The organism is Mucilaginibacter sp. Mucisp73 (assembly GCF_059491465.1).
The window spans coordinates 1,512,998-1,538,248 of sequence record NZ_CP168507.1 but is presented as its reverse complement, the minus strand read 5'-3'; the positions used below and the strand labels follow the sequence as shown (position 1 = coordinate 1,538,248).

24 protein-coding genes are annotated in these 25,251 nt (G+C 43.2%); 8 read left to right on the top strand and 16 right to left on the bottom strand.

Annotated features, from left to right (window positions below; genetic code table 11):
• Window positions 1-3: 3 nt before the first annotated feature.
• A complete protein-coding gene (locus ACEN82_RS06625; protein ID WP_413322063.1) occupies window positions 4-891 on the top strand; it encodes an NAD(P)-dependent oxidoreductase in 888 nt (295 codons plus the stop codon).
• A gap of 325 nt (window positions 892-1,216) precedes the next feature.
• Here the strand turns inward: ACEN82_RS06625 and ispE are convergent, their stop codons facing one another.
• Window positions 1,217-2,017, bottom strand: coding sequence for a 4-(cytidine 5'-diphospho)-2-C-methyl-D-erythritol kinase (gene ispE, locus ACEN82_RS06620; RefSeq protein ID WP_413322062.1), 801 nt, complete (start codon window positions 2,015-2,017; stop codon window positions 1,217-1,219).
• Between the two features lie 180 nt (window positions 2,018-2,197).
• Here ispE and ACEN82_RS06615 point away from each other — a divergent pair, with 180 nt between their 5' ends.
• The 6 genes from ACEN82_RS06615 to ACEN82_RS06590 all read left to right on the top strand — a co-directional run bounded on the left by ACEN82_RS06615 (window position 2,198) and on the right by ACEN82_RS06590 (window position 9,672).
• On the top strand, window positions 2,198-3,019 hold the full coding sequence (locus tag ACEN82_RS06615; protein WP_413322061.1) for a thymidylate synthase: 822 nt from the start codon (window positions 2,198-2,200) through the stop codon (window positions 3,017-3,019).
• Between the two features lie 74 nt (window positions 3,020-3,093).
• Window positions 3,094-3,414 (top strand): four helix bundle protein, encoded by a 321-nt coding sequence (locus ACEN82_RS06610; protein WP_413322060.1) that lies wholly within the window; start codon window positions 3,094-3,096, stop codon window positions 3,412-3,414.
• Between the two features lie 139 nt (window positions 3,415-3,553).
• The gene (locus tag ACEN82_RS06605; RefSeq protein WP_354484047.1) at window positions 3,554-4,036 is read left to right on the top strand and encodes a dihydrofolate reductase; all 483 of its coding nucleotides are present in this window, start codon (window positions 3,554-3,556) and stop codon (window positions 4,034-4,036) included.
• A 116-nt stretch (window positions 4,037-4,152) separates the two neighbouring features.
• Window positions 4,153-7,143, top strand: a complete 2,991-nt coding sequence (gene secDF, locus ACEN82_RS06600; protein WP_413322059.1) for a protein translocase subunit SecDF — start codon at window positions 4,153-4,155, stop codon at window positions 7,141-7,143.
• Between the two features lie 236 nt (window positions 7,144-7,379).
• Window positions 7,380-8,693, top strand: a complete 1,314-nt coding sequence (locus tag ACEN82_RS06595) for an NAD(P)/FAD-dependent oxidoreductase (RefSeq protein WP_413322058.1) — start codon at window positions 7,380-7,382, stop codon at window positions 8,691-8,693.
• Between the two features lie 127 nt (window positions 8,694-8,820).
• Window positions 8,821-9,672, top strand: a complete 852-nt coding sequence (locus tag ACEN82_RS06590; RefSeq protein ID WP_413322057.1) for a hydroxymethylglutaryl-CoA lyase — start codon at window positions 8,821-8,823, stop codon at window positions 9,670-9,672.
• Between the two features lie 108 nt (window positions 9,673-9,780).
• Here ACEN82_RS06590 and ACEN82_RS06585 read toward each other — a convergent pair whose 3' ends face one another.
• The 7 genes from ACEN82_RS06585 to ACEN82_RS06555 form a co-directional block, all read right to left on the bottom strand.
• Window positions 9,781-11,013 (bottom strand): ROK family protein, encoded by a 1,233-nt coding sequence (locus ACEN82_RS06585; protein ID WP_413322056.1) that lies wholly within the window; start codon window positions 11,011-11,013, stop codon window positions 9,781-9,783.
• Window positions 11,014-11,259: 246 nt separating this feature from the next.
• The gene (locus ACEN82_RS06580) at window positions 11,260-11,586 is read right to left on the bottom strand and encodes a hypothetical protein (RefSeq protein WP_495644089.1); all 327 of its coding nucleotides are present in this window, start codon (window positions 11,584-11,586) and stop codon (window positions 11,260-11,262) included.
• Window positions 11,587-11,790: 204 nt separating this feature from the next.
• On the bottom strand, window positions 11,791-12,219 hold the full coding sequence (locus tag ACEN82_RS06575) for a VOC family protein (protein ID WP_413322053.1): 429 nt from the start codon (window positions 12,217-12,219) through the stop codon (window positions 11,791-11,793).
• Between the two features lie 433 nt (window positions 12,220-12,652).
• Window positions 12,653-13,270, bottom strand: a complete 618-nt coding sequence (locus ACEN82_RS06570) for a pyridoxamine 5'-phosphate oxidase family protein (protein ID WP_413322052.1) — start codon at window positions 13,268-13,270, stop codon at window positions 12,653-12,655.
• 90 nt (window positions 13,271-13,360) lie between these two features.
• Window positions 13,361-13,900: a carboxymuconolactone decarboxylase family protein gene (locus tag ACEN82_RS06565; RefSeq protein WP_413322051.1), complete on the bottom strand. Its 540-nt coding sequence runs from the start codon at window positions 13,898-13,900 to the stop codon at window positions 13,361-13,363.
• A gap of 96 nt (window positions 13,901-13,996) precedes the next feature.
• Entirely contained in the window at window positions 13,997-14,860 is an 864-nt protein-coding gene (locus tag ACEN82_RS06560) for a helix-turn-helix domain-containing protein (RefSeq protein WP_413322050.1), read from the bottom strand.
• A gap of 33 nt (window positions 14,861-14,893) precedes the next feature.
• On the bottom strand, window positions 14,894-15,619 hold the full coding sequence (locus tag ACEN82_RS06555; protein WP_413322049.1) for a DUF2071 domain-containing protein: 726 nt from the start codon (window positions 15,617-15,619) through the stop codon (window positions 14,894-14,896).
• 176 nt (window positions 15,620-15,795) lie between these two features.
• Between ACEN82_RS06555 and ACEN82_RS06550 the strand changes: the two genes are divergently transcribed.
• Entirely contained in the window at window positions 15,796-16,629 is an 834-nt protein-coding gene (locus tag ACEN82_RS06550) for a sterol desaturase family protein (RefSeq protein ID WP_413322048.1), read from the top strand.
• Between the two features lie 21 nt (window positions 16,630-16,650).
• Here the strand turns inward: ACEN82_RS06550 and ACEN82_RS06545 are convergent, their stop codons facing one another.
• The 8 genes from ACEN82_RS06545 to ACEN82_RS06510 form a co-directional block, all read right to left on the bottom strand.
• Window positions 16,651-17,091 carry a DUF695 domain-containing protein gene (locus tag ACEN82_RS06545; protein WP_413322047.1) on the bottom strand — a complete coding sequence of 147 codons (441 nt, stop codon included), beginning with the start codon at window positions 17,089-17,091 and terminating at the stop codon, window positions 16,651-16,653.
• A gap of 195 nt (window positions 17,092-17,286) precedes the next feature.
• Window positions 17,287-19,704: a glycoside hydrolase family 3 N-terminal domain-containing protein gene (locus ACEN82_RS06540; protein ID WP_495644088.1), complete on the bottom strand. Its 2,418-nt coding sequence runs from the start codon at window positions 19,702-19,704 to the stop codon at window positions 17,287-17,289.
• Window positions 19,705-20,010: 306 nt separating this feature from the next.
• Complete coding sequence (locus tag ACEN82_RS06535) at window positions 20,011-21,408, bottom strand: hypothetical protein (RefSeq protein ID WP_413322889.1); 1,398 nt, start codon at window positions 21,406-21,408, stop codon at window positions 20,011-20,013.
• A 106-nt stretch (window positions 21,409-21,514) separates the two neighbouring features.
• Entirely contained in the window at window positions 21,515-22,537 is a 1,023-nt protein-coding gene (locus ACEN82_RS06530; protein ID WP_413322888.1) for an alpha/beta hydrolase family protein, read from the bottom strand.
• Between the two features lie 68 nt (window positions 22,538-22,605).
• Window positions 22,606-23,175, bottom strand: coding sequence for a Crp/Fnr family transcriptional regulator (locus ACEN82_RS06525; protein ID WP_413322887.1), 570 nt, complete (start codon window positions 23,173-23,175; stop codon window positions 22,606-22,608).
• Between the two features lie 129 nt (window positions 23,176-23,304).
• Window positions 23,305-23,820, bottom strand: coding sequence for an O-acetyl-ADP-ribose deacetylase (locus tag ACEN82_RS06520; protein WP_413322886.1), 516 nt, complete (start codon window positions 23,818-23,820; stop codon window positions 23,305-23,307).
• Between the two features lie 47 nt (window positions 23,821-23,867).
• On the bottom strand, window positions 23,868-24,596 hold the full coding sequence (locus ACEN82_RS06515) for an esterase family protein (protein WP_091162216.1): 729 nt from the start codon (window positions 24,594-24,596) through the stop codon (window positions 23,868-23,870).
• 43 nt (window positions 24,597-24,639) lie between these two features.
• Entirely contained in the window at window positions 24,640-25,245 is a 606-nt protein-coding gene (locus ACEN82_RS06510; RefSeq protein WP_090526457.1) for a GDSL-type esterase/lipase family protein, read from the bottom strand.
• Window positions 25,246-25,251 lie beyond the last annotated feature (6 nt).

The window sequence follows — 25,251 nt, the reverse complement described above, 5'->3', positions numbered from 1 at the left end:
AATATGAAAACAAAGATTGGATTTATAGGCCTTGGCAACATGGGTATCAGCATGGCCAAAAACCTCATTGACTCAGGGTACCATTTGCAGGTTTACAACCGCACACTTTCAAAGGTAGACGAGCTTGGCACCGACAGTGTAACCAAATGCCAGAGTCCTGCTGAAGCCGCGGCAAATGTGCCATTTTTGATCACTATGGTATCAGATGACGAAGTGCTGCGAGAATCGGCTGTAGGCGACGGCGGAATTTTAAAAACGCTACAGCCAAATGCTGTACACATATCCATGAGCACTATTTCACCTGGAACTTCTGAAGAATTGGCCAGGTTACATGAACAGGCAGGAAATCGCTACCTCGCTTCTCCTGTATTCGGAAGGCCCGAAGCAGCCGCTGCACGTAAGCTATGGATCTGCGTTTCGGGTGATGAACAAACTAAAATTGACGCCCGTCCTATACTTGATTTACTTGGCCAGGAAGTGATTGATTTTGGCCCCTCGGCGGGAGGTGCAAATGTGGTTAAAATAGCAGGCAATTTTATGATCATGGCATCCATGGAAATGATGGCCGAGGCATTCACCCTTGCCGAAAAAAACGGACTAAGCAGAATGCAGGTAGCCGACTTTTTCAGCTCGACGCTTTTCAACGCTCCAATTTTCCAGAGCTACGGCAAGGCCCTTGCCGGCAAGCAATATCAACCAGTAGGCTTCAAATCAAAATTGGGTTATAAAGATGCGCGCCTCGCATTTAAATTATCGCAGACAAGCGAGATGCCCATGCCTATTGCAAACGCCGTACACAGCCGTTTATTAACCGCTATTGCCAAAGGCTGGGGCGAGCACGATTGGGTGGAAGGCATAGGGCGAGGCGTGAGTGAAGACGCGGGCATTTGATTTCGGATTTCGGATGTTTGATTTCGGAATTTGTAAGTAGGATTTTGGAATCGGATATTTCTTTTAAATAAAATGCCGGAAGGTCTATCGACCGATAAAATGATCGATAAATCATCCGGCATTTACATGCAGCAGGATAAGTAAGTTTCGTAGCAGAATTGTTTTATATCATAACGTCATTGCGAGGTACGAAGCAATCCCAAACTATACAGGGACGACCTGCTAATCGGGTATTGCTTCGTACCTCGCAATGATGCTTTTATTTCGCTTCGGGACAGCTGCCCGAATCCCACCAAATCCGAAATCAAACATCCGAAATCCGACATCACAAATAGAACACTTGGTTCTCCCCTTCCAAAAATTTCAAATCGGGAGTTTCAGCAAAAATACCGAACACGGATGCTCCGGTTCCACTCATGCTTGAGTATATGGCCCCTGCCTCATAAAGGACCGCTTTGATGCCTCTGATTTCTGCATGATTTTCAAACACGGTTTGTTCAAAATCATTTTTGATAAGCTTCTTCCAATCAGCTATCGGTTCGTTGATCAAATCGAACAATGAATCTTTTACCGGGGTCGGCTTTATACCGCGAAAAGCTTCCCCTGTTGATACATGAACAGGCGGCATTACCAACACGATTTTATAAGCCGACAGATCAAGCCTGATGTTCTCAAATTCATCGCCGCGTTCAAAAGCAAACACAGGCTTGTTCTCGATGAAAAAAGCGCAGTCGGCACCGAGGCGGCGCGCGTAATTGGTCATTTCATCTACCGAAAGGCCGAGTTTAAATTCATCATTCATCAACCTGATAAAAAACGCGGCATCGGCCGATCCCCCGCCCAACCCCGAGCCTATCGGGATATGCTTATGCAGATGAATGCTCACCGGTGGCAGGTCATGATCCTGCTTGAGCATTTGATAACCTTTAACGCAGAGATTATCCTCCGGTAGGCCAGGAATATCCAGCCCGCTTGAGGTGAAGCTAAATTTGTCGCTTTTCACTACTTCAAGGGCGTCTTTAATGTCGATAGGATAAAAAATGGTTTCGAGATTATGATAACCATCCGGCCGGCGTTCGGTAACATTGAGGCCGATGTTTATTTTTGCATTCGGAAATAAAATCATACAAATTAATTAACACGTGATGTATTTGCCAACATCCGTAGGAAACCAAAGGTAGATTATTTTTCTTTGCCTTTTGAAACTTTGGTCATTGAGTCATTAGGTCATTAAGTCGTTGCCTTCTCAAAGCATTAACCTAATCACCCAATTTAACTCAATCAACCGAATCTAACTTAAAATAAAATGAAACAGTATCTTGACCTGATGAGACATGTGATGGAAACCGGAGCGCAAAAGCATGACAGAACCGGCACCGGTACAGTGAGTGTGTTTGGCTACCAGATGCGTTTCAATCTCAAGGATGGTTTCCCGATGGTAACCACCAAAAAACTGCACCTCAAATCTATAATCCATGAGCTCATCTGGTTTTTGAGCGGCGACAGCAATATCCGTTACCTGAAAGAAAATGGCGTAAAAATATGGGACGAGTGGGCCGACGAAAATGGCGACCTTGGCCCCGTGTACGGCAAACAGTGGCGCTCATGGCCTACACCGGATGGCGGTCATATCGACCAGATCAAACAGGTGGTGAACCAGCTTAAAAACAATCCCGACTCGCGCCGTATCATCGTGTCAGCCTGGAACGTTGCCGAGGTTAACCAGATGGCCCTGCCGCCATGCCATAGTTTGTTCCAGTTTTACGTAGAGCCCCCTAACCCCCTGAAGGGGGAACAAAAGGGAAAACTTTCGTGCCAGTTGTACCAACGCAGTGCAGATATTTTCCTTGGCGTTCCTTTCAACATAGCGTCGTATGCCCTGCTCACCATGATGATGGCACAGGTATGTGACCTCGACCTTGGCGACTTTATACACACCTTTGGAGATGCACATTTGTACAACAACCACATGGAACAGGCGCGCCTGCAGCTGAGCCGCGATCCTCGCCCCCTGCCAACCATGAAAATCAATCCGGGGGTAAAAGATATCTTCTCATTCAAGTTTGAAGATTTCACTTTGGAGAATTATGATCCCTGGCCGCATATTAAGGCCGAAGTGGCGGTATAACTTAGTCATTGGCTTCGCGTCATTTGGTCATTGAGTCATTTTTTTGATTGTCCTATTTTTCGCCTGATCTTATCATGAGTAATAGAATTGAAGAACTTGAAGTGTATAATCTTTCAGAAGCATTTTCCGACAGGGTTTGGTTTATAGTGGCTAAATGGGAATACTTTGCTAAAGACACTTTGGGTAAACAAATTGTTCGCTCATCTGATTCGATTGGCGCAAACATTGCTGAAGGATTTGGACGCTATCATTACAAGGAGAATAAGAACTTCTGCTATTTTAGCCGCGGATCAGTAATTGAAACCAAAGGTTGGCTCAAAAAGGCAAATACGAGAAGCCTGATCAATAAAGACGAATATCAATCGCTGCTCCGGGAATTAGAACAATTCACGTAAAATTAAACATCTATATCAAATTCATTGGGAAAGGCAATGCATAACTACAAGTCAAAAAATGACCCAATGACGCGAAGTAAAATGATGCAAAGCAAAATGACACGAAGCAAATGACCCAATGACTTAATGACCAAATAAAATGATTTTATCCATCATCGTAGCCATAGCCAAAAACCACGCTATCGGTAAAGACAATAAATTACTCTGGTATTTGCCTAATGATCTGAAGCATTTTAAAGATGTTACTACCGGGCATACCGTGATCATGGGCCGTAAAACTTTTGATTCGGTTGGTAAGCCCTTGCCCAAACGCCGCAACATTGTTATTACCCGGCAGGCCATCAGTATTGAAGGTTGCGAGGTAGTACCATCCATTGAAGCGGCCATTGAGCTTTGCAAGGCCGAGGATGAAGTTTTTATTGTTGGGGGGGCCGAGATCTACCGACAGTCAATTCCGTTAACTGATCGCATATATCTCACCATTATTGACCAGGATTTTGAAGGCGATACCTTCTTCCCGGAATTAAATCCTGATGAATGGCTGGAAAAAGATCGTGAAGATTTTGAGCCCGACGAAAAAAACAAGTATAAATATTCTTTTATCACACTTGTGCGGCGCTAACATTTTTTGTCATGATTTTGTTTTAATTTAAAATTTTGTGCTTACGAAATTTTATTAGATTTGCTGCCTTATTGAAAAAAAGCTTATAAACTAATTTATTACATATTACAAATTCGATGCAAGGCAAAGGGGTTATTAAATTTTTCGCCATACTACTGGCAGTGGTGTGCTTATACCAGCTATCATTTACGTGGGTGGCCCATAAGGTTAGGGAGGATGCCAAAGTATATTCAAAGGGAGATCCTGAGAAAGAAAAAGCTTATTTGGATTCTATTTCCAATCAACCGGTTTATCCGCTATTAAAACATGATTACGCTTATGTATTGCAAAGGGAAATTGCATTAGGCCTTGACCTTAAGGGTGGCATGAACGTTACTATGCAGATCCAGCTTGATGAGCTGGTTAGGAAAATTGCCAACAACAATCCTGATGCTACTTTTAACCAGGCTTTGGCTAACGCCGACAAATTGCAGGCCAATGCTCAAACCAACCAAAAAGATTACATCGCTTTATTTGTAAGCGAGTACGAAAAGCTAAACCCCAATGGTAAACTTGCCGCTATCTTTTCAACAAAAGATAACCAGGACCACCTGAAGTTCAACGCTTCAAACAGCGAGGTTAAAACTTATCTTGAGGATTTGGCTTCAACTGCGGTTAAACAATCATTTACTGTTTTAAACACCCGTATCAACCAGTTTGGTGTAACCCAGCCAAACATCCAGTTGCAACAAGGCTCAAACAGGATTTTAGTTGAGCTACCAGGCGTTAAAGAACCGGAGCGTGTTCGTAAGTTGCTTTCGGGTTCTGCGAAACTGGAGTTTTACGAAACTTTTGATAATGCTGAGGCATATCAATACCTGATCAATATTGACAACCTGCTTGCTGCAAAAAGCAAAACTGCCAAAGCGGACACAGGTAAATCAGCGAAAGCTGATACCACTGCTAAACTTGCAGCTGGAAAAGCTGATACAGCTAAAGGAGGTTCATTATTAAGTAAAGTTCAAAAGAATGCTGCTAAAAACGATACTTCAGCTGCTTCATTAAGCAAAACAAAATTAGCTGCACAACACCCGTTGTTTGCAGTAATGTCATTAAACGTTGGCCAGGGTGCAAACGGCCAGCAGCAATTAGGCCAGGGCCCTGTTGTTGGTTATGCTCCGCTTCAGGATACTGCTAAAGTAAATTCATACCTGCACAGTGCAGATGTTTTAGCAGTTATTCCACGTAACATCAAATTTTTGTGGGAAGTAAAACCTGTTAAAAACACCAAAACTTTCGCGTTATACGCTATTAAACTTACAGGTGCTGAAAACGGCCCGGTATTATCTGGCGACGTAATTAACGACGCCCGTGCAGATAATGATCAAAAAGGCAGCCCAGAGGTTGTTATGATCATGAACTCGGAAGGTGCTCAAAAATGGCGTGCCGTTACCGCCGAAGCTTCATCTGGTACTAATAAAAAATCAATCGCCATCGTATTGGACGATAATGTTTATTCGGCCCCTGTCGTTCAAAACGAAATTTCGGGCGGTGTATCATCAATCTCCGGTAACTTTACCATTGATGATACGCGCGACTTAGCCAACGTATTAAAAGCAGGCCGTTTACCGGCTCCTGCCCACATCGTATCTGAGTCAATTGTAGGTCCGTCATTAGGCGAGCAGGCTATCTCTGCAGGCATTACTTCAAGTATCTTAGGCTTAGTTGTGGTATTGATTTTCATGATCGCTTACTACAATCGTGCCGGTACTGTAGCAGTTGTTGCAGTAATCATCAATATCTTCTTCCTGATGGGTGTACTGACCAGTTTAGGCGCGGTATTAACTGTGCCAGGTGTTGCAGGTATCGTATTAACCCTCGGTATCGCGGTAGATGCCAACGTACTGGTTTATGAACGTGTGCGTGAAGAGCTTGGCCTTGGCAAATCATTAAGGGTTGCTGTTGCCGATGGATTCAAACATGCTTTGCCTTCAATCCTCGATTCACAGATCAGTACCTTCCTTACCGGTTTAATCCTGTTTGTATTTGGTTCAGGTCCTATCCAGGGCTTTGCAACAACATTGATGATCGGTATCGCAACTTCATTGTTCTGTTCATTGCTGATCTCAAGGGTTATATTTGAGTGGATGCTTGACAAAGGCATGGATATCAAATTTTCTAACCCTTGGAGCTCACATACCTTTAAAAATGCAAACTTCGCGTTCGTAAAAAACCGCGGCAAGTTCTACATTTTCTCAGGCTTATTCATTGCAGCAGGTTTGTTATCTATCTTCACCCGAGGCTTTACCTACGGTGTGGATTTTGAAGGCGGCCGTAACTACATTGTTAGCTTCCCTAACAAAAACGTTACTACCGAGCAGATCCACGATGCTATCGACGCCACTTTAGGTCGCAGTACCGAGGTTAAAACCATGGGTACCGATAAATTCAGTATCACTACCAACTATCTGTTCAATGATAACTCAACAGCTGCCGATGCCAAGGTAAGGGCAACCCTTGTTAGCACATTAGCTGCTAAAGCTGAAACTAAAATTACCGACAGCAACATTTTAGGTGGTTCAAAAGTAAGTGCTACTATTGCCGATGAGTTAAAAACATCAGCTATTTACACGGTATTGTTCGCAATCTTCGTAATCTCGGCTTATATCCTGATCCGTTTCCGTAAATGGCAATTCAGCTTGGGTGCCATGATCGCGACTGCTCACGATGCGTTGTTAGTATTATCGTTCTTCTCATTGTTCAATGGTTTCCTTCCGTTCTCATTGGATATTGACCAGGCTTTCATCGCGGCTATCCTTACTGTTATCGGTTATTCAATTAACGATACCGTGGTAGTATTTGACAGGATCCGTGAATTCCTTGATCACTCTAACAAAAACGAAAAACCAGAAGAGGTCATCAACAAAGCCATCAACAGTACATTAAGCCGTACAATTATCACTGCATTAACCGTGGTATTCGTATTGTTAGTATTGTTCATCTTTGGTGGCGACGTGATCAAAGGCTTCTCATTCGCGTTATTGATAGGTGTTCTTTTCGGTACATATTCGTCGATCTGTGTGGCAACACCGGTGATCGTCGACTTTGGGAAAAAAGACCTTAAATAAAATAAAGTTTAAATAACTGAAAGGCTCCGAAGTAATTTGGGGCCTTTTTTGTTACAGGAAAATCGCTGCTAAAAACACGCAAAACAGCCGACAGTTGGTGTTGCATATCGCAAACAATCAAGTATAATTGCACTGTACTTTAAACTACATTATAATTGGCGGCACGGTGATTGTGCAACCTCTTTATATAGATCACAAGGTCTGTAAGAGAATAAGTTTTAAATAATAACCTGCTCATGAATACATCCAATAATTCCAAATTTCCTTTAGTAGTGATAGTAGGCGGCGGCTTTGGCGGTCTGCAGGTAGCAAAACAACTAAAGGACAAACCCGTAGATGTTTTGATGCTGGATAAGCACAACTACCATACATTTCAGCCCCTGTTGTACCAGGTGGCCATGGGCAGCCTCGAGTCGGAGTCGATAGCTTTTTCCCTGCGGAAGAATTTTGCCAGTCAAAAGAACTTCAGGTTCAGGATAGCCGAGGTAACCAGGGTTGATGCCAATAACAACATGCTCGAAACCACCATTGGTAATATTGCCTATGATTACCTGGTGATTGCTACCGGCTCAACAACCAACTTTTTTGGCAATAAAGATATCGAGCATTATTCCATGCCGATGAAGTCGATCCCTGAGGCGTTGAACCTCCGGTACTCTATTTTGCAGAACATTGAAGAAGCCCTGCTTAAAGTAGGTAAGGCCGAGCGCGATCCCTACCTTACTTTTGTACTGGTAGGCGCTGGCCCAACGGGTGTTGAGCTTGCAGGCTCACTGGCCGAGCTTCGTAATCACGTTTTGACTAAAGACTACCCTGAACTTAAAAAGGAGGACATGAAGGTGTACCTGGTCGATTTTTTACCGAAAGTACTTGGCCCCTTCTCCGACCAGGCATCCAACGCGGCCCGCACCTTTCTGACCAATATGGGCGTTGAAGTGCTAACCGGAGTAAAGGTTGAAAGCTATGATGGCGAGGAAATAAAATTTGAAGGTGGTAAAAGCATTCGCACCAAAAATGTGATCTGGAGTGCCGGGGTTATGGGTGTTGTGCCCGATGGCTTTGATAAAGAGGTTATTGAACGTGGAAATAGAATAAAAGTGGATAGCGTTGGCCGCGTTGCCGGCTTTAACAACGTATTTGCAATTGGCGACGTTGCAGCTATGATCACCGATGAAACCCCTAAGGGACACCCCGGCGTAGCGCAGGTAGCGATACAAATGGGCCAGCACGTGGCTAAAAACATCATTCATATCATTAACGGCGAACAAACCTCGCCGTTTAAGTATAACGATAAAGGCTCATTGGCAACCATTGGCCGCAATAAGGCGGTGGCCGATTTGGGCAAAGTAAAATTCCAGGGATTTTTTGCATGGCTTGTATGGATGTTTGTGCACCTGATATCGCTTTTAGGCGGCCGTAATAAGGTGATTGTATTCATTAACTGGGTATCGAGCTATGTAACCTATAATGGCGGTACAAGGCTTATTATCCGCAAATTTGAGCGTGAAGGCTTAACTGAGGATCAGCATTTGCCTAATACGGTTGATTAGCTTAAGTCCGGAGTCTAAAATCTCGGGTTCTAAGGCTTAAGTCAAAAGTTTTAAGTTGGAAGTTTAGCGTTTTGTAAACTAAATTGATGACTTTTGACTTAGGACTTAAAACCTAAGATTTCCAAAAATGAGCATCAAAATAACCGAATGTCCCCGCGATGCCATGCAGGGCATTCATGATTTTATTCCTACCGATATAAAGGCGGAATACATTAACCTGCTTTTACAGGTGGGTTTTGATACGATAGATTTTGGCAGCTTTGTATCGCCCAAGGCTATCCCCCAGTTACAGGACACAGCGGAGGTATTAAAGAAACTCGATCTGAGTAATACTCGGTCAAAGCTATTAGCTATTATAGCCAACTATCGCGGGGCAGAAGACGCGGCTAAACATGAAGAGATCAGTTACCTTGGTTATCCATTTTCCATATCCGAAACATTTCAGCTTAGAAATACAAACTCAACCATTGAGCAGGCTTTTGAAACCGTACAGCGGATAAATGAATTGTGTGGTGAAAACGACAAACAATTATTGGTATACCTCTCTATGGGTTTTGGTAATCCCTATGGCGATGAATGGAATACCAGCATCATTGAACAATGGGCGGAAAAAATGATAGCCGAGGGAATAAAGAATATTGCCCTTGCTGATACTATAGGCATTGCAGATGCGGCACAGATCAGTGGCATTTACCCCAACCTTTGCCGTTTATTCACCAATACCGAGTTTGGCATTCACCTGCATTCCACTCCTGACACATGGCAACCTAAAATAGCCGCAGCCTACCAAAGCGGTTGCAAGCGTTTCGATACTGCAATAAAAGGCTACGGAGGCTGCCCAATGGCCAAAGACGATCTCACAGGCAACATTGCCACCGAAAACCTGATAGGTTACCTTAAAATACAAAATGAGCCCACAGGGCTTAATATGGATAAATTTAAAGAAGCGATGGATTACTCGGGAAGGGTGTTTGCCTGAGCATAATTTACAGAACTTAAGAAGTTACAGAATTGAAGCTTGCATACCAGGGTAAAGAAATTAATTCTGTTAATTTAAAAATTCTGTAAATTCTGATTCAGACCATTCTTATGCCGCGGCGTGCTTAGCCGCTTTAGCAGCTTTGCTTTTCACCACCCTGTCAAAGTTTTCCATTACCAACACAGCCGCACCAATTAACTCAGCATCAAATCCAAGTTCAGATACTAATAGTTCGGTACCGCCTGCCAGGCGCGGGATACAGTACTTGTGAAGGGCTTGTTGTATCGGGGCCATCAATATCTTGGCAACTTTAGCTCCGCGACCACTTAATACAATGATGGCGGGGTTCATGATGTGGATAAGGATGGCCAGGGCCTTCCCTATTTTATAACCCGCATCCGATAATAGTTCAATCGCAAACTGGTCACCGTTATTGGCAGCCTCTATCAGGGCATCTCCCATTAGTTTGGAGTGATCTTCCTCATTATATTTTAAGCTGGTTACACGGCCTTTTTTGATACCTGCTATGGCTTTTTGAGCAACTACCAATAATGATGCTTCGGCTTCCAGGCAGCCACGTTTACCACATTCGCAAAGGGAACCATCTTCCGATAGCGGGATATGGCTTAGCTCGCCTGCAAAACCGTTATGACCGCGAAACAGTTTTCCATTTACGATCATCCCAAGGCCAATGCCCCAGCCCAGGTTTATTACCATAACTTCCTGCTGTGATTTGGCAATACCAAATTTTTGTTCGGCAAGGGCTATCAGGCTCGAATCATTATCGATATAAGTGGCGATGCCTGTTTTGGAAGTAAGGTAGGCAGTTAAGCTTTGTCCGCCGGCATCAAGGTAGGTATAATTGATACCTTCGGTGATATTGATGAAGCCGGGCATACCGATGCCTATTCCGGCAATCTTATCTTTAGGGATCCCACTGTTTGCTATGTAGTTGTTAATCTGCTCAACCAGCGTGGGCAACGCCTCGGGGTTATTGAGTAGTTTAAGCTCAAAGGTAAGCATATCGGCAACCGGATTATTCAGCAGATCAAACATCTGGATACGGGCGGTGAGCTGATCGAGCGCGATAGCTAAAATGTGCATAGCGCTTGACTTTACCGAATACATTAACGGGCGACGGCCGCCGCTTGAAGGGGCATACCCCTGTTCAACCACAAAACCCTCGTGCATTAACTCGTTTATAGCTTTGGCTATAGACGGGATACTTTTATCAAATAACTCACTTAATCCGGCACACGACATGGCCTTATTAAAATAAAGCCTTTTAATGATCATATTTTTTAACTGGCTGCCTTTTACCCCTTTATTCGTAAGTTCCATCAACAATTATTATAGTTTGGTTTATAACAGGCAACACCTTAGTGTTCTGAATTTTATAAAATTAAAAATAAAGTTAATAAGTACAACTGTAAATATTACAGTAAACCTGTTGTATGTACATGGACACCATTAATGTGCCTTTTGCCTACAACGCACAAAAATATCTATTATATTGGTGTACGATATAAAATATGCGAAAGTTTTGATTAAAACTTGCCATCCCGGCTATTTGAACCCAATAATTTACTATGGCAGCAGCCAAAACCGCCATCCGTTCCAGTATTCATCATATTGCGATCTGAAATCTTTTAAATGCCGCGATAATGGTAAACCGTATGAAACAGCAAAAGCGTTATACATTGGCTCATCACTGAAATTAACAACACCTTTAGTTCTTAAGTTATAAACTTTATATCCCGAATCAACCGACATGCAAAGGTTGTCGCCTTTTAAAAGATAAGTATCCACATGGATTTGTTCACTTTTCCCTTTAGGCACAAAATAAGCAAACTGGTCGCTCTTCTCCATGCCCCAAAGGAATCCGGGATTCATCGCCGAGGCCATGATTGCCATAATAGGTAAAGGAAAACACGATCAGCGATATACTGACAATTTTATAAACTGCAAATACGCTGAACCATTTAAAGCCGGTATACTTTTTTTGTGCTTTTAAAAACAGCACCCATAAAAACCAGACTACCGGGGTATAAAGCAACCCAAGAATGGATGATTTAATTACAACAAACAATAAATGGAACAGCGTAGTCATAAGTTGGTTTAATCTCTTTCAATTTGCATAAACATCCAGCGCTGCCCCTCCAGGTCGGCAGCACGATAGCGGGTGCCGGGAAAGCCATATTCCAATTCACTTAATATCTTTGCGCCTTTACTTTTAGCAGTTCTGTAATGCTGTTCAACATCATCGACGTACACCAAAACCCCGTTAATAATATATGGAACAGTGCTCCATTTTGCAGCAATATTACAATTTTGAGCGTGATGTAATGGCCCCTGATAGTGAGGCGAGGGTTCAGCCAGCATAACCAGGCTTTCGCCCATTTTGAGCTCCCCATGAGCAAGGCGGCCAACTTCATCCATCATCCGCATATTTTCAGTAAAACCAAAAACATCGCACAACCAGTTCATGGCCGCAATACCATCTTCGTAGGCAAGCATGGGAATTATTTGTTGATTGATACTACTCATGGAATTATCTTTAATGTAAAGCGCATCGTAGATACAACTATAACATCAACCACAAAAGTAATCAGCAATGCATAGCCGAACTCCCGCAAAAACTGTCTGAAGCGTAGATTGAAACGGATAATTAAAAAAGTAATGAACGAGATAATAAAAAATACTAACATATAGTATCCCCGGAGAAAGAGAATTATATAAACCAACTTATTCGCATCGAGTGAATGTGGTCGGTTAGCTATTAGTTTATCATAATATTCCCGTAAATAAGGTTGTATTGCTAACAATAAAATCCTGTCAATAACATAAGTACCCATTAACAGCATTAAAATAAATGCACCTATTACATCAAACCGGATACGTTTTTTTAATACTATTAACATTGTGCAATAAGTTTAGCAGCACTAAAGGTAAACTATTGTGGTCTATTTATCAAAGCTGCTTATTTTTCTTCCAGTTGCTTTTTTAGCTTAGCTATTTCGTACTCCAATTTAAGCACATATTCATTTTGCGGTGCGAAGGCTTCCTTAATTTCCTCAACGGTGTAGCGCGGTGTAATATGCTGCGGACAATTCCAGTCGAATGCTTTTACATCGAAAACGAGCATTCTTTCAGGTGTATGTTTGTACTCAGCGGGATCAATCAGGTCAAATAATTCGGGATTGTCGGCAAGTTCAACAATATGGGCATCTGCATAGATCTTGAGCCTTGTTTTATGCGGATAATCCATCAAAAATAAAGACACCTGCGGATGTTCCAGTACATTACCAACCGAAATGTACTGCTTGTTGCCCCTGAAATCGACCACGCCAAGCGTATGGTTATCTATCACTTTAATAAAACCGGCAGGCCCTCCCCTGTGCTGAATATATGGATAGCCGTTTTCGCCTATACTGGCCATATAAAAACTGTCGCGGCTTTCAATAAACATTTGTTCAGGTTCGGTAATGCCATCTTTATCAGCCATGAGGCTTTCCATGCGGGCATAACTACTACGGCTGCCATATTTTTCCTGCAGCTTTTTAACACCATCGGTAAAAGCAAAACGTGCAAAGTTCATGATGTAAACAATTTAAAGATAAATACTTATGCCCGCCCTGCACTGCAGGGCGGGCATAAGGGTGTAAACTATAATTATAAATCAGGGATATTATTTAACCAGTTCAGGAATAGCAGGCCAGTCAACCGGCACCTGGGTCAAGGCGTATACATAGTTGGTAATTGTTTTATCGCCCACTGCTACGGCTACGTCAATCAGGTTAGCTTGTGTATAACCGGCAGCGTAAAAGTTTTCAACCAGTTGATGATCGGCATGGCCTTTATTTTCGGTAATTGATTTAGCTACCTTAACTAAAGCATCAATTTTTGCATCGAACGAAGCTGAACCGCCACGGATCTCAACGATCTGGTCATCATTAAACCCATTCATTTTAGCAATGGCAGTGTGTGCAGCAGAACAATAAGCACAATCATTTACCTGGCTTACGATAAGGTTTACGGCTTCTTTTTCTTTAGCACGTAATGATGTTTTACCGTTTGAAAGGGTTATATAGTTAGCCAGCGCATGATCTGAAGTTGCAAAAACTGCAAACAGGTTTGGCACGCGGCCTACTACTTTTGTTAATGTATCAAATATAGCCTGATTTTCTGGAGTAACTTGTTCTCTTGTTGGAATTGTGAAAGTTTTCATTTTTGTAATGTTAATTTTTGTTGTTTTGAATTAACAATACAAAGGTGGCAACTTTAGCAGCCCTGCGGAATGGGCAAATTTCCCGGGTACTTGTAATTATTTCCTTTCGGCAACTAAAACCTTATTATTTCTGAAATCGGTTGGTGAAAATGAGGTGTGTTTTTTAAAGAAATTGCTAAAATAAGCTGCGTCATCAAAACCCAATTCATAAGTAATTTCCTTGGCCGATTTATCAGTATAATACAACAGGCGCTTCGCCTCAATAATCAAACGCTCTTGTATCACCTGTAAAGGCGTCTTATGGTTATACAGGGCAAAAAGGTTAGAAAGCGTTTTAGGCGATTTATTTAACTGCTGCGCATAATAAGCCACGGTATGGTGTTCACGGTAATTATTCTCTACCAACAAATTAAACTTACGAATGGTACCAAATTTTTCATCGGCCAAAACTTCACGAGGCCCGCTGTGCGCCTTGGCAAGGCGGGTTACGATAATGATAAGCCGCTTCAGCAGCATCCTTAGCATATCTATCTGGATATTATCTGCCGTTTCAAACTCTTCTATAAAAATATCCAACAGGCGTTGCAGTTTAAACTGCATGGCTTCGTCAAGGGTAACAAAAACCTGGTCGGAGCTACCATAAAACAGGAAACCCACACAGCTTACTTCTTCGTCATGATCAACAATGCAATAAAAATCGCGGTTAAACTGCCAGGCTACTATATCTTCAGGCCGCTCAAAACGGAAAGATTGGTTAACCATTAGGGGCAGAATGGTGTTGGGCAGAAAGTCATAATCCACCTCATCGATGGTTACAGTTTGCTTTTCGCCACGGTTCCAGGCTATGGTAAGGTATTTATGCTGACGATCGCGGGTAAAAAACATCCTGTCGAAATGTTTTTCATTGATAAGCAGCAGCAGATCGCCGCCCGTGGATTGTTCTGTAGCTGATAATTTCATTTGCGTAAGCGCAAAGATATTTAAAAGCGGTAATTAAGTATTTACAGCCATCGGTTTATCACAGCCAGATGACCAAACGTGCTGAACATTGGTCATAAGTAACGCATTGTCAAACGTTACTGAACCCTTCGGAAAAACACTTTCATCTTCAAAAAAGCTTGATTTAACAGCACTCACTTCAAGCGACTGTACTTTCCAGTTATCGGTATATAACACTAACCCTTCATACTTATTGCCATTGGGTGAATATCCGGTTGCCCCGGCCTTAAAGAAATCAGAAGCTACATCAAGCGTCCCGAATATCGAATCCGGATTGAGTTGATCAGCAACTTTTGCATCCACACTAATCACCGTTCCGTCCGAACTTGTGAAAGCCACGTGATATTGGTCGTCGTGCTCATTAACGTCAAATTTCGCCTGGAAATGCCTGCCGGGAAATACCCTGCCACCGGCAACCGTGTTAAATAAAGACGATGTATCTCTGCGCGGAATATAAACTCCTTCACTCAATTCACCGTTTTCTTCCCATTCTACAGCGATACGATGTGCGCCATTTTCTGATCCCACGCCCAAAAATGTCGGCATCCCCTTCGGCCGCACTTGTTTAAGCCTAATTAAGCATATACCGGCAATAGCCTTGCCCCTAATAAGTTTAGGATTGAATGGTGGCGGCACTATTTTTTTAGCCACATCTGCATCTACTATAAAATTCACCAAAATACGCCTATCAATGATGCCAGTAATTTTCGGGATTTTCATAGGATAAATGTATGTTGTTTTTTTGTTTAAATAGCCGGGCGCGAATTATTTAAGCTCAATTGATCACACTGTTTTAACAACCGCTTAACATACTTCATCAAACATTCATTCAAAAAAAAGATATTGCATTCTAATTGCCTTCTAATATCAAAGGCGATTACCCTACTAATTTAAGAATGACTATTACCCAATTCCTCGACCGGCATCAGGATGCTGTGCAAGTTGCTTTATATGGTTTTATTATCTGCTCACTGTGGCTGATGGAAGTCTGCGTTGCTTCTGGTATGATTTCGGTAAAAAAACGCTGGCAGCACAATAAAACCAACCTGCTGTTCATTTTCACAGCCCTCCCTATCCAACTATTACTTACCACGATTGTTTTACTCATAGTTGGCTGGACCAACGCACATCATTGGGGATTGATCAATTACATACCCGGTCATCACAATAAGTGGGTTTATTACATCAGCCTTTTCATGCTGCTTGACCTTTGCGAATACGTTTATCACGTGGTAATGCACAAAATAGATCCCCTTTGGAAATTTCACCTCGTACATCACAGTGATCTTCACGTCGACGTTTCAACCACAGTACGTGAACATCCCGGCGAAACCTGTGTGCGCACCTGTTGCTTAATGCTTTGGGTATTTATTTGCGGCCCGGCAATTGGCGTTTTGGTATTGAGGCAAACTTTTCAATCATTATTTAATATCCTGGCCCATACCGAGTTCAGGTTACCACAACGTGTTAACAAAATTGTTGGCCTGATTTTTATAACTCCTAACCTGCACCATGTACACCATCATTATCAACTACCACATACCGACCGCAATTACGGCGATGTACTAAGTATTTGGGACAGGCTTTTTGGCACTTTTGGAGAACTTGAACAGGAAAATACCCGGTTTGGCATTGATACCCATATGGATAAAGAAACTACCGGCAAGTTTTTGAATATCCTCAAAATACCATTTCAGAAACTGGAACGGCCAAACGGGCATCAGAATTAACGTTTAACCGGGGGCAATCGTTTACTCCCCATTCTCTCCAAAATCTTCCATTACACCAAAATATTCTTCCCAGTCGGGGTCGTCAATAACGGTGATGTTGATAGGGAGTTCATCAAATTCGGATAAGGCATCGTTTAACCTGTCGCCTGCTTCCTCAATATCTGTGGTATACCAGGCCCACCAGCGTTCATTTTCGCCGGTAAATACAAAGGCCAGTATGCTTTGATGATCATCTTCAAGCAGATCGACTAAAGCATCCTCCACCTGTTCCATCAGCAACATTTCATCAGCTGGGGGCAACAATGACGGATCAAATGATTCATAGTTCCAGGTTACATCCATCCGCTGCAGGTAAACACCAGTTTCAAAAAAGTTTGATAAATTGGGTCTGTAGCGGACCAGCAACGGAATATCATCGTCGGATACGGCTTCTACCGATACCCAGGTATCATCTAAGATCATAAGGGATGTTTTTACAAGGTTTAGCAGAGATGTTTATATAAAATTAAAGCAAAACTATACTTAGTATAAAGATAGTCACGCTTGACCAAATCTGGTATACTTATTCAAAAAAATCATTTGTAAAAGCATCCCTTCTGCTTAATAGATACCAGACTTACGAAGCTTTGTAAACTTCGTAAGTCATAAGCATCTCTTTTATTCTATCTCAAACTCTTTTTTCAATTTGATATCAACAGATGAACTGCCTATCATCACCATAAATTTACCCGGCTCAACAGTCCAGTTCATATTTTTATCCAGCAGGGCCAAATCATCAGGGTGCAAGGTAAACTGCACTGTTTTCTTCTCGCCGGGATTTAGTGTAACGCGATCAAAGCCACGCAAATCGTACTCGTAAGTAGTAACGCTGCTTACCTCATCCTTAAGGTAAAGCTGCACCACATCATCGCCTTTGCGCTGCCCGGTGTTGGTTACATCAACACTAACCTGTATAAGTCCCTGAGAATTGCCTTTTTCGGGCGATACCTGCAGGTTGCTGTACTCAAATGTGGTGTAGCTTAACCCGTAACCATAAGGGTACAAAGCACCCTTCACACTGGTTTTGCCCCAGCTGTTCTGTCCGCCCTGCTCTGCCTGTGACGATGGTTTAAAAGGGAAGTTATATTCCAGTTGACCTGTTGTTTTTGGGAAAGTGATCGGCAACCTTCCACCGGGATTATTATCGCCAAATAAGGTTTCGGCGATCACCTGCCCGCTTTGTACGCTCGGAAACCAAGCCTCTAAAATGGCCGGCACGTATTTATTTTCCCAGTTGATGGTAAGCGGCTGCCCGTTGATCATCACCATTACCACAGGTTTTCCGGTAGCCTGCAAAGCCTGGATCAACTTCAATTGCCTGCCCGGCAGGTTTAAACCCGTACGCGATAAACTTTCGCCAACACGGTCAACATCCTCGCCTACCACAGCAATCACAATATCCGATTGTTTAGCCTGTGCAACCGCCGAATCAATGCCTGCCTGCTCCTGGGCGGTTAGCGGTGTTTCAATAATTTCGCTCTCCGGCCAGGTAGCATCAATCATGTCACAGCCTTTAGCATAGCTTACTTTGGCATCGCTGCCTACGTAATTTTTAACACCGTCAAACACGGTAATAACCGGGTTGTGCGATGGACCATACCGGCTCACCGCATAGTTAGTTTCCTTAGCCAGCGGACCAGTTACCAGGATATTAGAATATTTCTTTTTATCCAACGGCAGCAGATTGCCTGCATTTTTCAGCAATACCATCGACTCTCGGTTCATTTTCAGACTCATGGCTTTATCCGCATCTGTGTGCACTATTTTATCGGCAGCTTTAGGGTCTTTAACATAAGGGCTATCAAACAAACCTAACCTGAACTTCACTTTCAATACCTCGCCAACACGGGTATCGATGATCTTCATGGAGATACGGTTTTCTTTGATCAGCTCGCGCAAAGGCATAATAAAGGTTTGCGGCATAGTGAAATTAGTACGCACGTTAAGGCCAGCCTCAACAGCCTGCCTTACAGCCTCCTTGTAATCGGCAGCAACATGATGTTTTGAATAGAGAAACTCAACAGCCTCACTATCGCTTACCACATAGCCATTAAAGCCAAATTGCTGACGTAAAAGCTGCGTAAGGAAGTAATAGCTGCCAGTTATTGGAACGCCGTCCCAATCATTATAACTGCTCATTACCCCCATTGGATGCGCCTCCTGGATCACCCTGCGGAAGGGATACAAATATAGCTGGTGCATTTCGCGCGGAGCGACATGCGGATCGGTACGGGCACTGCCATCACGGCCTCCTTTAGGCACGCTGTACACAGCAAAGTGCTTAAGGGTTGACGCTACGCCGCCTTCCTGGATGCCCAGCACCATCTGCTTGCCCATTTCGGCAATGTGAAAAGGGTCTTCGCCATAACATTCAACCACACGGCCCCAGCGTTGGTCGCGGGCGGGGTCAAGTATGGGGGCGTAAACATTGGTATAGCCCAAAGCTTTAGCCTCGCGGCCAACGGTTCTACCTGCCTGGTATACCAGTTCCTTATCAAAAGTACTACCTATGGATATTGGCGCGGGCAACGGCGTGGCCCTGTCATGGTTAAGGCCGTGAATCCCCTCATTGGTGAAATCAACCGGGATCCCTAAACGGGTTTCCTCAACAAACCATTTTTGAATGTTATTAATGGCCGATGCATGTTTACTAAACGGGTATGAATATTGTGTAGGCGCATCATCAGTATGCGAAGTAAGATTATTCAGTTCTTCATCAATATTGGCTATGCCATCTTTCCACACTTCATTTTTCCAGTTAGGGACGGGCATTTCGTCCTTTAACACACGCTTATAACCATAAAGGGTAGCCATTTGGCAGGTTTTCTCTTCAACGGTCATCTGGCTAATTAAATCGGCCACGCGTTTGTCGATTGGTTGTGAAGGATCTTCGAACACATCCATTTTACCGTTCTTGTTAAAATCTATCCAGCCTTTATGATAGATGTTCTTTTGCTGTGCAGAGGCTGCCAGGCTAAAGCTAATAGATAAAGCAGATGCCACAAATACCCGCGGCAGATAGTAATTAATTCTCATGTGGTTATATTGGAGTTGGAACTTCAAATATATAAACCTGTGTGGGCGCAGCCATGCCCGGGGCCGTATATTTTAACTATATCGTTTGAGTGATGAAGTTTAAACCTGTCACTTGCATAGTCACAACCTTTATTTAATACATTTAGTTCTTAAATGAGCTTAAAGTAACCTGTAGCCCTAATTTCACAGGCACTCATCCAGCCTGGCATTTGCGTATCTTCTAATTTTAACGCTAAATCATTTATGACATCTGCCGGGAAGGTAGCGAGATAGCGGCAGTTATCAAAAACCTCCGTGGCAATGTCCTTAATGGGCATCTGCCCAATCAGCTTCGGTAAAGGCAGGATTTATTTTATAATCGTTATAGGTAATGCTGCTTTTTTGTGCACCCTCGGTTTGTAATTCGGAGGCAGGGAAAACAATACCATCAACCGTTTTAAAACCGGTAAAAGCCGATATCTGCACTACCGAACCTACTTTAGTACCTTCGCCAACCAGCTGATTTTTAACATCTAACACAGCAAAACTGGTTACGCCGTCAAAACTATAGCTCACTATCATCATGTTATTTTTACCCTCCTGTGCCTTAACATTTTGAATATGGTCGAGGTTCTCTTTCCTGAACAATAATGCCCCTGAGCGGAAGCCTTGTTTCAATTGCACTAAACGCGGTGTTGACAACGTTTTTTTATTGCCATCACGCCATTGCCAGCCATTATCACCTTCCATTTGCTCAACCTGTAATAACTTCCCACCTTTGCGAATCTCAGAGCGGACACGATGAGCGGGCAGGTCAATCTTAATAGTAAAATCGAGGCCCGTCATTTTAGCGGAGATCTGCATGGTTTTAATTGCATTGAGCTTTGCACCGCCATGAACTTCGGCAGCTTTGTTTAATAAACCCGCAGCATCATTATCACCGGTTTCAGCTCTCTGGTTTTCGGCAGTTGTTTTGGTATTGCCGGAAGACCCGGATGTTGTTTTAGATGAGGATGACGCGCTTTCGGGTGCTTTATCCTCCATAAAATAAATATTGCCGTCTATCGCAGCCATTACCGGCTTTTCACCAGGGCGGCAAAAGAAACTATGCGTTTCGGTTTTACCCGTATTATAAGTTAATGTAAGTATGCCATCTTTAATAGTATAGGTACCTGCTCCACTGTCTTTGCGACTTCCGCCGCCGCCAATGCCTTCACCCGATACCATAGTGGCCGAAGAACTATTTTGACTGAAATTACCCTTCCCGTCAAAATAAAGGCCTTTTGAGCCCGATGTGCCAACAAATACCTGCCCGGTATTCCCGCCTCCCATGCTACTTGCATGTGTAAATTGATAATAACCGGCAGGTACCCTATCGGCGGTATTGAGCTTTAAAATACTGAAAGAACCTGCATCGATATCGCCGTCAGATTCAATTTTATATTCCTGTTTGGCGCCTTTGAGATACTGCAATTTGAGCGTATTGCCCTGTACCTGGTAACGGCCTGCAACATGTGTTTTCCAATCGGGCTTTTCAAGCAAATCGTTAAAAGTACCATCGGGCCTTAACTGGAAAACAACATCACTGCGGCCCATGCCTCCCCCCATAGTAACAGGTAAGGTTATTTCAATACCGGCGTAAACGCCGCTTACATTTTTTGGTTGCGCGCCGGCATTAACACCGGCAAAAAGTGTGATAAGCAAACCTAACACAAAAGCTTTCATAGTATCGGCAGGAAAAAATTCTACGATTCAGATTTAACTATCAACTCCTGCACGATAAAAATGTTTTTAGCCTAATGATAAGGTTTTGTTAAATTTTACCGGCCGGTTAATACTTTAACGCCGTCTTAAAAAAGCCGACAGCCAAGCTGTCCACCTGTAAGTGAATGGCATGCCTGTTAACTGAAGGATCATCGGTAAAGTATATCGGGGCTTCCTTTTTTATGGCGTCAATGGCCTCACCGAGCATTACGTAATGGCCAACCTTACCGGGCAGCTCTGTATATTTTGATTTACCGATTAGCTGATGATAATGCCTTGCATTGGTTTTAACCGGTGCTATGCTATCACTTTGTGAGCCTACAATATACAAGGCGCCTTTAATATCAGCTACCTGCTCTTTACGGGTAAAGCCAAAGCCTAAGGCAGGCGATATGGAAAAGAATGCTTTGATCCGGTTATCTTTTAGCGGGGGCACATGTTTAGAGTCGGCGATCATGGAGCTATCGTCCAGTAATTTTACCAAGCCCGGAAATTCGGGGATTTCCAGCTCTTTGCGACCTGTGGTTTTGTAATAGTTGCGGGCCTGTTCAAAATCGAGCTTTGCACCGGCAAGAGCGATCATGGTGTAGCCTCCGAATGAAAAACCGGTTGCCCCTATTTTTTGCTGATCGATAAGTGGGCCAACTTCGGCGTTATTCAGTAAGGATGTAAGGGCGAAGCTAATATCCAGCGGACGTTCCCATGGCTTAACAAATTCAAGGGGAATTTTATGATCATAGGTATTGCCGTAATGATCGACAGCAGCAACTATACAACCGCTGTTTGCTATGGCCTGGGCCAGCCACTCCAAAGTTAACCGGCCGCCGCCTGTACCATGAGAGAGCAGGATAAGCGGCAGTTTATTTGCCGAAAGCTTACCATTACGAACTGTTGGCTGTCGTAAAAAGGGCGAAAAGTGCTTATCCGCAGCCTTTAATGTATCACCAGTTGGATACCAGATTTCCGTAACCACCGGGCGGTTATTGCGGCTTTCGTCCTTAAAATTGAAAGTACGCTCGCCTAAGTTTTGGGCAATCGCGAGATGGCCTGATAGCAAAATTATAATAATGGTGAAGGCTTGTTTCCACATAATGTTTGGCGTTTATATCACAAAACAAGACATTTAATGAGTCAAAAAGATTGACAATAGTCAATAAATCACTTTTTTGATTTAAGGCGGCTCAGGGTTTCCTGCGAAATGCCAAGGTAATCGGCAACTATTTTATTGGGCAGTCTTTTGATAATTTCGGGCTGGGTTTGCATCAGGATATTATAACGGGCTTTTGAATCCATAGTAATAAGGCTTTCTATCCGTTGAATTGATGCGATATAATCAAGCTCAAGACCCGTACGGTACATAGTTTCAAAACCGGGGATCTCCTGAAGAAGCAAGTCGCGATCCGCATAGCTCAATACCAATAATTCTGATGGCTCGGGGCTTTGAATAGATGCAACAGAGGGCTCTTTCAATATGAAACTCGGGAACGCGGTACCCATGCGCCCTTCAAATATCAGGAACCGGGTTGATTCGTTGCCCTCATCATCGGTTAAAAACACGCGGAGGCATCCTTTTACCACAAAATATAAATGCTTTGCGATACTCCCCTTTTCAACCAGTATCTCGTTTCGTTTGGTAAAACGGGTTTTAAAACAATTAGCAATCAGCCGCTCATGTTCAGGCGAGAGGATTAATTTATCTTCAAGATGTTGTTTTAAAGCAGGATGCATAGTTGCAATTTATGCACTTAGCATTGGGTTGACAAATTCCAGATTATTTTAACCTGTGAAGACTTACGAAGTTTTAGAAACTTCGTAAGTCTGGGTCTGCAACATATAAGGGATAAGCACAGTCTGCTGCTAAGTAAGCAGCTTATTATACAAGCTGTAATTTTCGTTATCGAAGCAGACAAATATGACTTTCTCAACTACTTCGTTATCTGCCAAAAAATCTTTAACCGTTTTAACAGCGATTGCCGCAGCCCTGTCCTTTGGAAAATGATAAATGCCAGTGCTGATATTAGGAAAAACTATAGTATGCACGTCGTTTTCTGCCGCAAGCTTCAAACTATTTAAATAAGCGGATTGCAACAGTTCGTCCTCACCTCTTTTACCGCCATTGTAAACGGGGCCAACCGTGTGGATCACATATTTAGCCGGCAACTTACCGCCGGTTGTAATCACAGCCTGTCCGGTTTTGCAGCCGCCCTGCCGGGCTACTATCTTACGGCAGTCTTCCAGTATCTCTGGCCCTCCGGCACGATGTATAGCACCGTCGACACCGCCGCCGCCCATGAGCGAGGTGTTTGCCGCGTTTACAATGGCATCAGCTTTAATTTTTGTGATATCGCCCTGTACCAGTTCAATAGTACCCATAGCTTTTTAGATTTACAGCTGATAACAAATAGGAAAGTGTTTTGCTTTTAGAAATACAGTTGTACCATTTTGCGCCAGTAACGGGCGCGGTGTGCTTCCTCATGCCAGATATACAGGCTATTCTGGATACCTTTGCTGGCCAGTACTGTGCTTAGGTATTTATTATCTTCCAAAAATGCGTCCTCCTCACCCACCGCCAGGATAATTTGAAGGCGTTTGATCTGGTCAATAATTTCGGGGCTATGCAGGTTATTTAAAAACTGGTTGGGCATGTTGAAATACACATTCTCATCACGGTAGCCATCTAACAGGTCACGGAAATTGCCCATAGCCTGTGTAATGTCATAACGGCCGCTCATACCTACCACTTTCACAAATACCGAGGGATGTTTAAACGCAATATTAACCGCATGATAAGCCCCCATGCTGCAACCCGCCGAAATAATTGAACCGGCGGCGTTAAGTGTTTTCATCAACGGCACCACCTCCTGCAAAATATACTGTTCATAATGCAGGTGCCTTTCCATGCGATGGTAAGGATGACTGAACTCATTATAAAAGCTTTCACGGTCGATGCTATCCACACAGTAGACCTGTAGGTGACCTGCCTCAATTTTACTGCGTAAGGCTTCAATTACTTTCCAGTCTTCATAGTCATAAAACCGGGCTGTACGGGTGGGAAAAAATAAGACAGAGGCGCCCGCATGGCCAAAAACCAGCAATTCCATATTACGCTGAAGCGACGGACTGAACCACTTGTGGTACTCTCTTTTCATCTTTTAAACCGCTGAAAGATGACAAATGCGTGTAAACCCTATATTAAGCTAATTTGATACTTTGCGGCATTCGCTGTAAAACAGCTTTTTTCCACAAAGCGTAACCGGCGCTGCTCAAGTGCAAACCATCTTTATCATAATATTCTCGTATTGGTTTACCGGAAGCATCTATCATCTGATTAAATATATTGATGAACTGCCAGTTTTTATGGCGGTGTATTATCTCGTTTTCAATTAAGCTATTGGTGTACCTGTACTTTTCAACAATAGGCCAGCGGGCAAGGCTTGGCTTAAGCGATATATAATAGCAGGGAATGTTACCAAAAAGCCGCTCAACCTCGACAGTGAGCTGCTTAAAAAATATAAAAACTTCTTCAGGGTTGCGGCCATCGCCGAGATCATTATCGCCCGCATACACTACGATGGATTCGGGGTTATAAGAATGCATTATACGTTCAAAAAACCATACACAGGCAGCCAGTGTAGAACCGCCAAAACCCAGGTTAACCGGTTGCATGTCATCAAAATCAACATCAAGCGTATTCCACAAACGAATGGATGAGCTTCCATAAAAAATTACCCGCGGCACATAATCAAGCTTGGTTCGCTTAATTTCCAGCTGCTTCACATCCTCTTCGTACCAGATCATATTCTT

Bases quoted from the DNA above. Each gene is read 5' to 3' on its own strand.
- ACEN82_RS06625 (WP_413322063.1), top strand. From the start codon at position 4: ATGAAAACAAAGATTGGATTTATAGGCCTTGGCAACATGGGTATCAGC.
- ispE (WP_413322062.1), bottom strand. From the start codon at position 2,017: ATGATTTTATTTCCGAATGCAAAAATAAACATCGGCCTCAATGTTACC.
- ACEN82_RS06615 (WP_413322061.1), top strand. From the start codon at position 2,198: ATGAAACAGTATCTTGACCTGATGAGACATGTGATGGAAACCGGAGCG.
- ACEN82_RS06610 (WP_413322060.1), top strand. From the start codon at position 3,094: ATGAGTAATAGAATTGAAGAACTTGAAGTGTATAATCTTTCAGAAGCA.
- ACEN82_RS06605 (WP_354484047.1), top strand. From the start codon at position 3,554: ATGATTTTATCCATCATCGTAGCCATAGCCAAAAACCACGCTATCGGT.
- secDF (WP_413322059.1), top strand. From the start codon at position 4,153: ATGCAAGGCAAAGGGGTTATTAAATTTTTCGCCATACTACTGGCAGTG.
- ACEN82_RS06595 (WP_413322058.1), top strand. From the start codon at position 7,380: ATGAATACATCCAATAATTCCAAATTTCCTTTAGTAGTGATAGTAGGC.
- ACEN82_RS06590 (WP_413322057.1), top strand. From the start codon at position 8,821: ATGAGCATCAAAATAACCGAATGTCCCCGCGATGCCATGCAGGGCATT.
- ACEN82_RS06585 (WP_413322056.1), bottom strand. From the start codon at position 11,013: ATGGAACTTACGAATAAAGGGGTAAAAGGCAGCCAGTTAAAAAATATG.
- ACEN82_RS06580 (WP_495644089.1), bottom strand. From the start codon at position 11,586: ATGGCAATCATGGCCTCGGCGATGAATCCCGGATTCCTTTGGGGCATG.
- ACEN82_RS06575 (WP_413322053.1), bottom strand. From the start codon at position 12,219: ATGAGTAGTATCAATCAACAAATAATTCCCATGCTTGCCTACGAAGAT.
- ACEN82_RS06570 (WP_413322052.1), bottom strand. From the start codon at position 13,270: ATGAACTTTGCACGTTTTGCTTTTACCGATGGTGTTAAAAAGCTGCAG.
- ACEN82_RS06565 (WP_413322051.1), bottom strand. From the start codon at position 13,900: ATGAAAACTTTCACAATTCCAACAAGAGAACAAGTTACTCCAGAAAAT.
- ACEN82_RS06560 (WP_413322050.1), bottom strand. From the start codon at position 14,860: ATGAAATTATCAGCTACAGAACAATCCACGGGCGGCGATCTGCTGCTG.
- ACEN82_RS06555 (WP_413322049.1), bottom strand. From the start codon at position 15,619: ATGAAAATCCCGAAAATTACTGGCATCATTGATAGGCGTATTTTGGTG.
- ACEN82_RS06550 (WP_413322048.1), top strand. From the start codon at position 15,796: ATGACTATTACCCAATTCCTCGACCGGCATCAGGATGCTGTGCAAGTT.
- ACEN82_RS06545 (WP_413322047.1), bottom strand. From the start codon at position 17,091: ATGATCTTAGATGATACCTGGGTATCGGTAGAAGCCGTATCCGACGAT.
- ACEN82_RS06540 (WP_495644088.1), bottom strand. From the start codon at position 19,704: ATGAGAATTAATTACTATCTGCCGCGGGTATTTGTGGCATCTGCTTTA.
- ACEN82_RS06535 (WP_413322889.1), bottom strand. From the start codon at position 21,408: ATGAAAGCTTTTGTGTTAGGTTTGCTTATCACACTTTTTGCCGGTGTT.
- ACEN82_RS06530 (WP_413322888.1), bottom strand. From the start codon at position 22,537: ATGTGGAAACAAGCCTTCACCATTATTATAATTTTGCTATCAGGCCAT.
- ACEN82_RS06525 (WP_413322887.1), bottom strand. From the start codon at position 23,175: ATGCATCCTGCTTTAAAACAACATCTTGAAGATAAATTAATCCTCTCG.
- ACEN82_RS06520 (WP_413322886.1), bottom strand. From the start codon at position 23,820: ATGGGTACTATTGAACTGGTACAGGGCGATATCACAAAAATTAAAGCT.
- ACEN82_RS06515 (WP_091162216.1), bottom strand. From the start codon at position 24,596: ATGAAAAGAGAGTACCACAAGTGGTTCAGTCCGTCGCTTCAGCGTAAT.
- ACEN82_RS06510 (WP_090526457.1), bottom strand. From the start codon at position 25,245: ATGATCTGGTACGAAGAGGATGTGAAGCAGCTGGAAATTAAGCGAACC.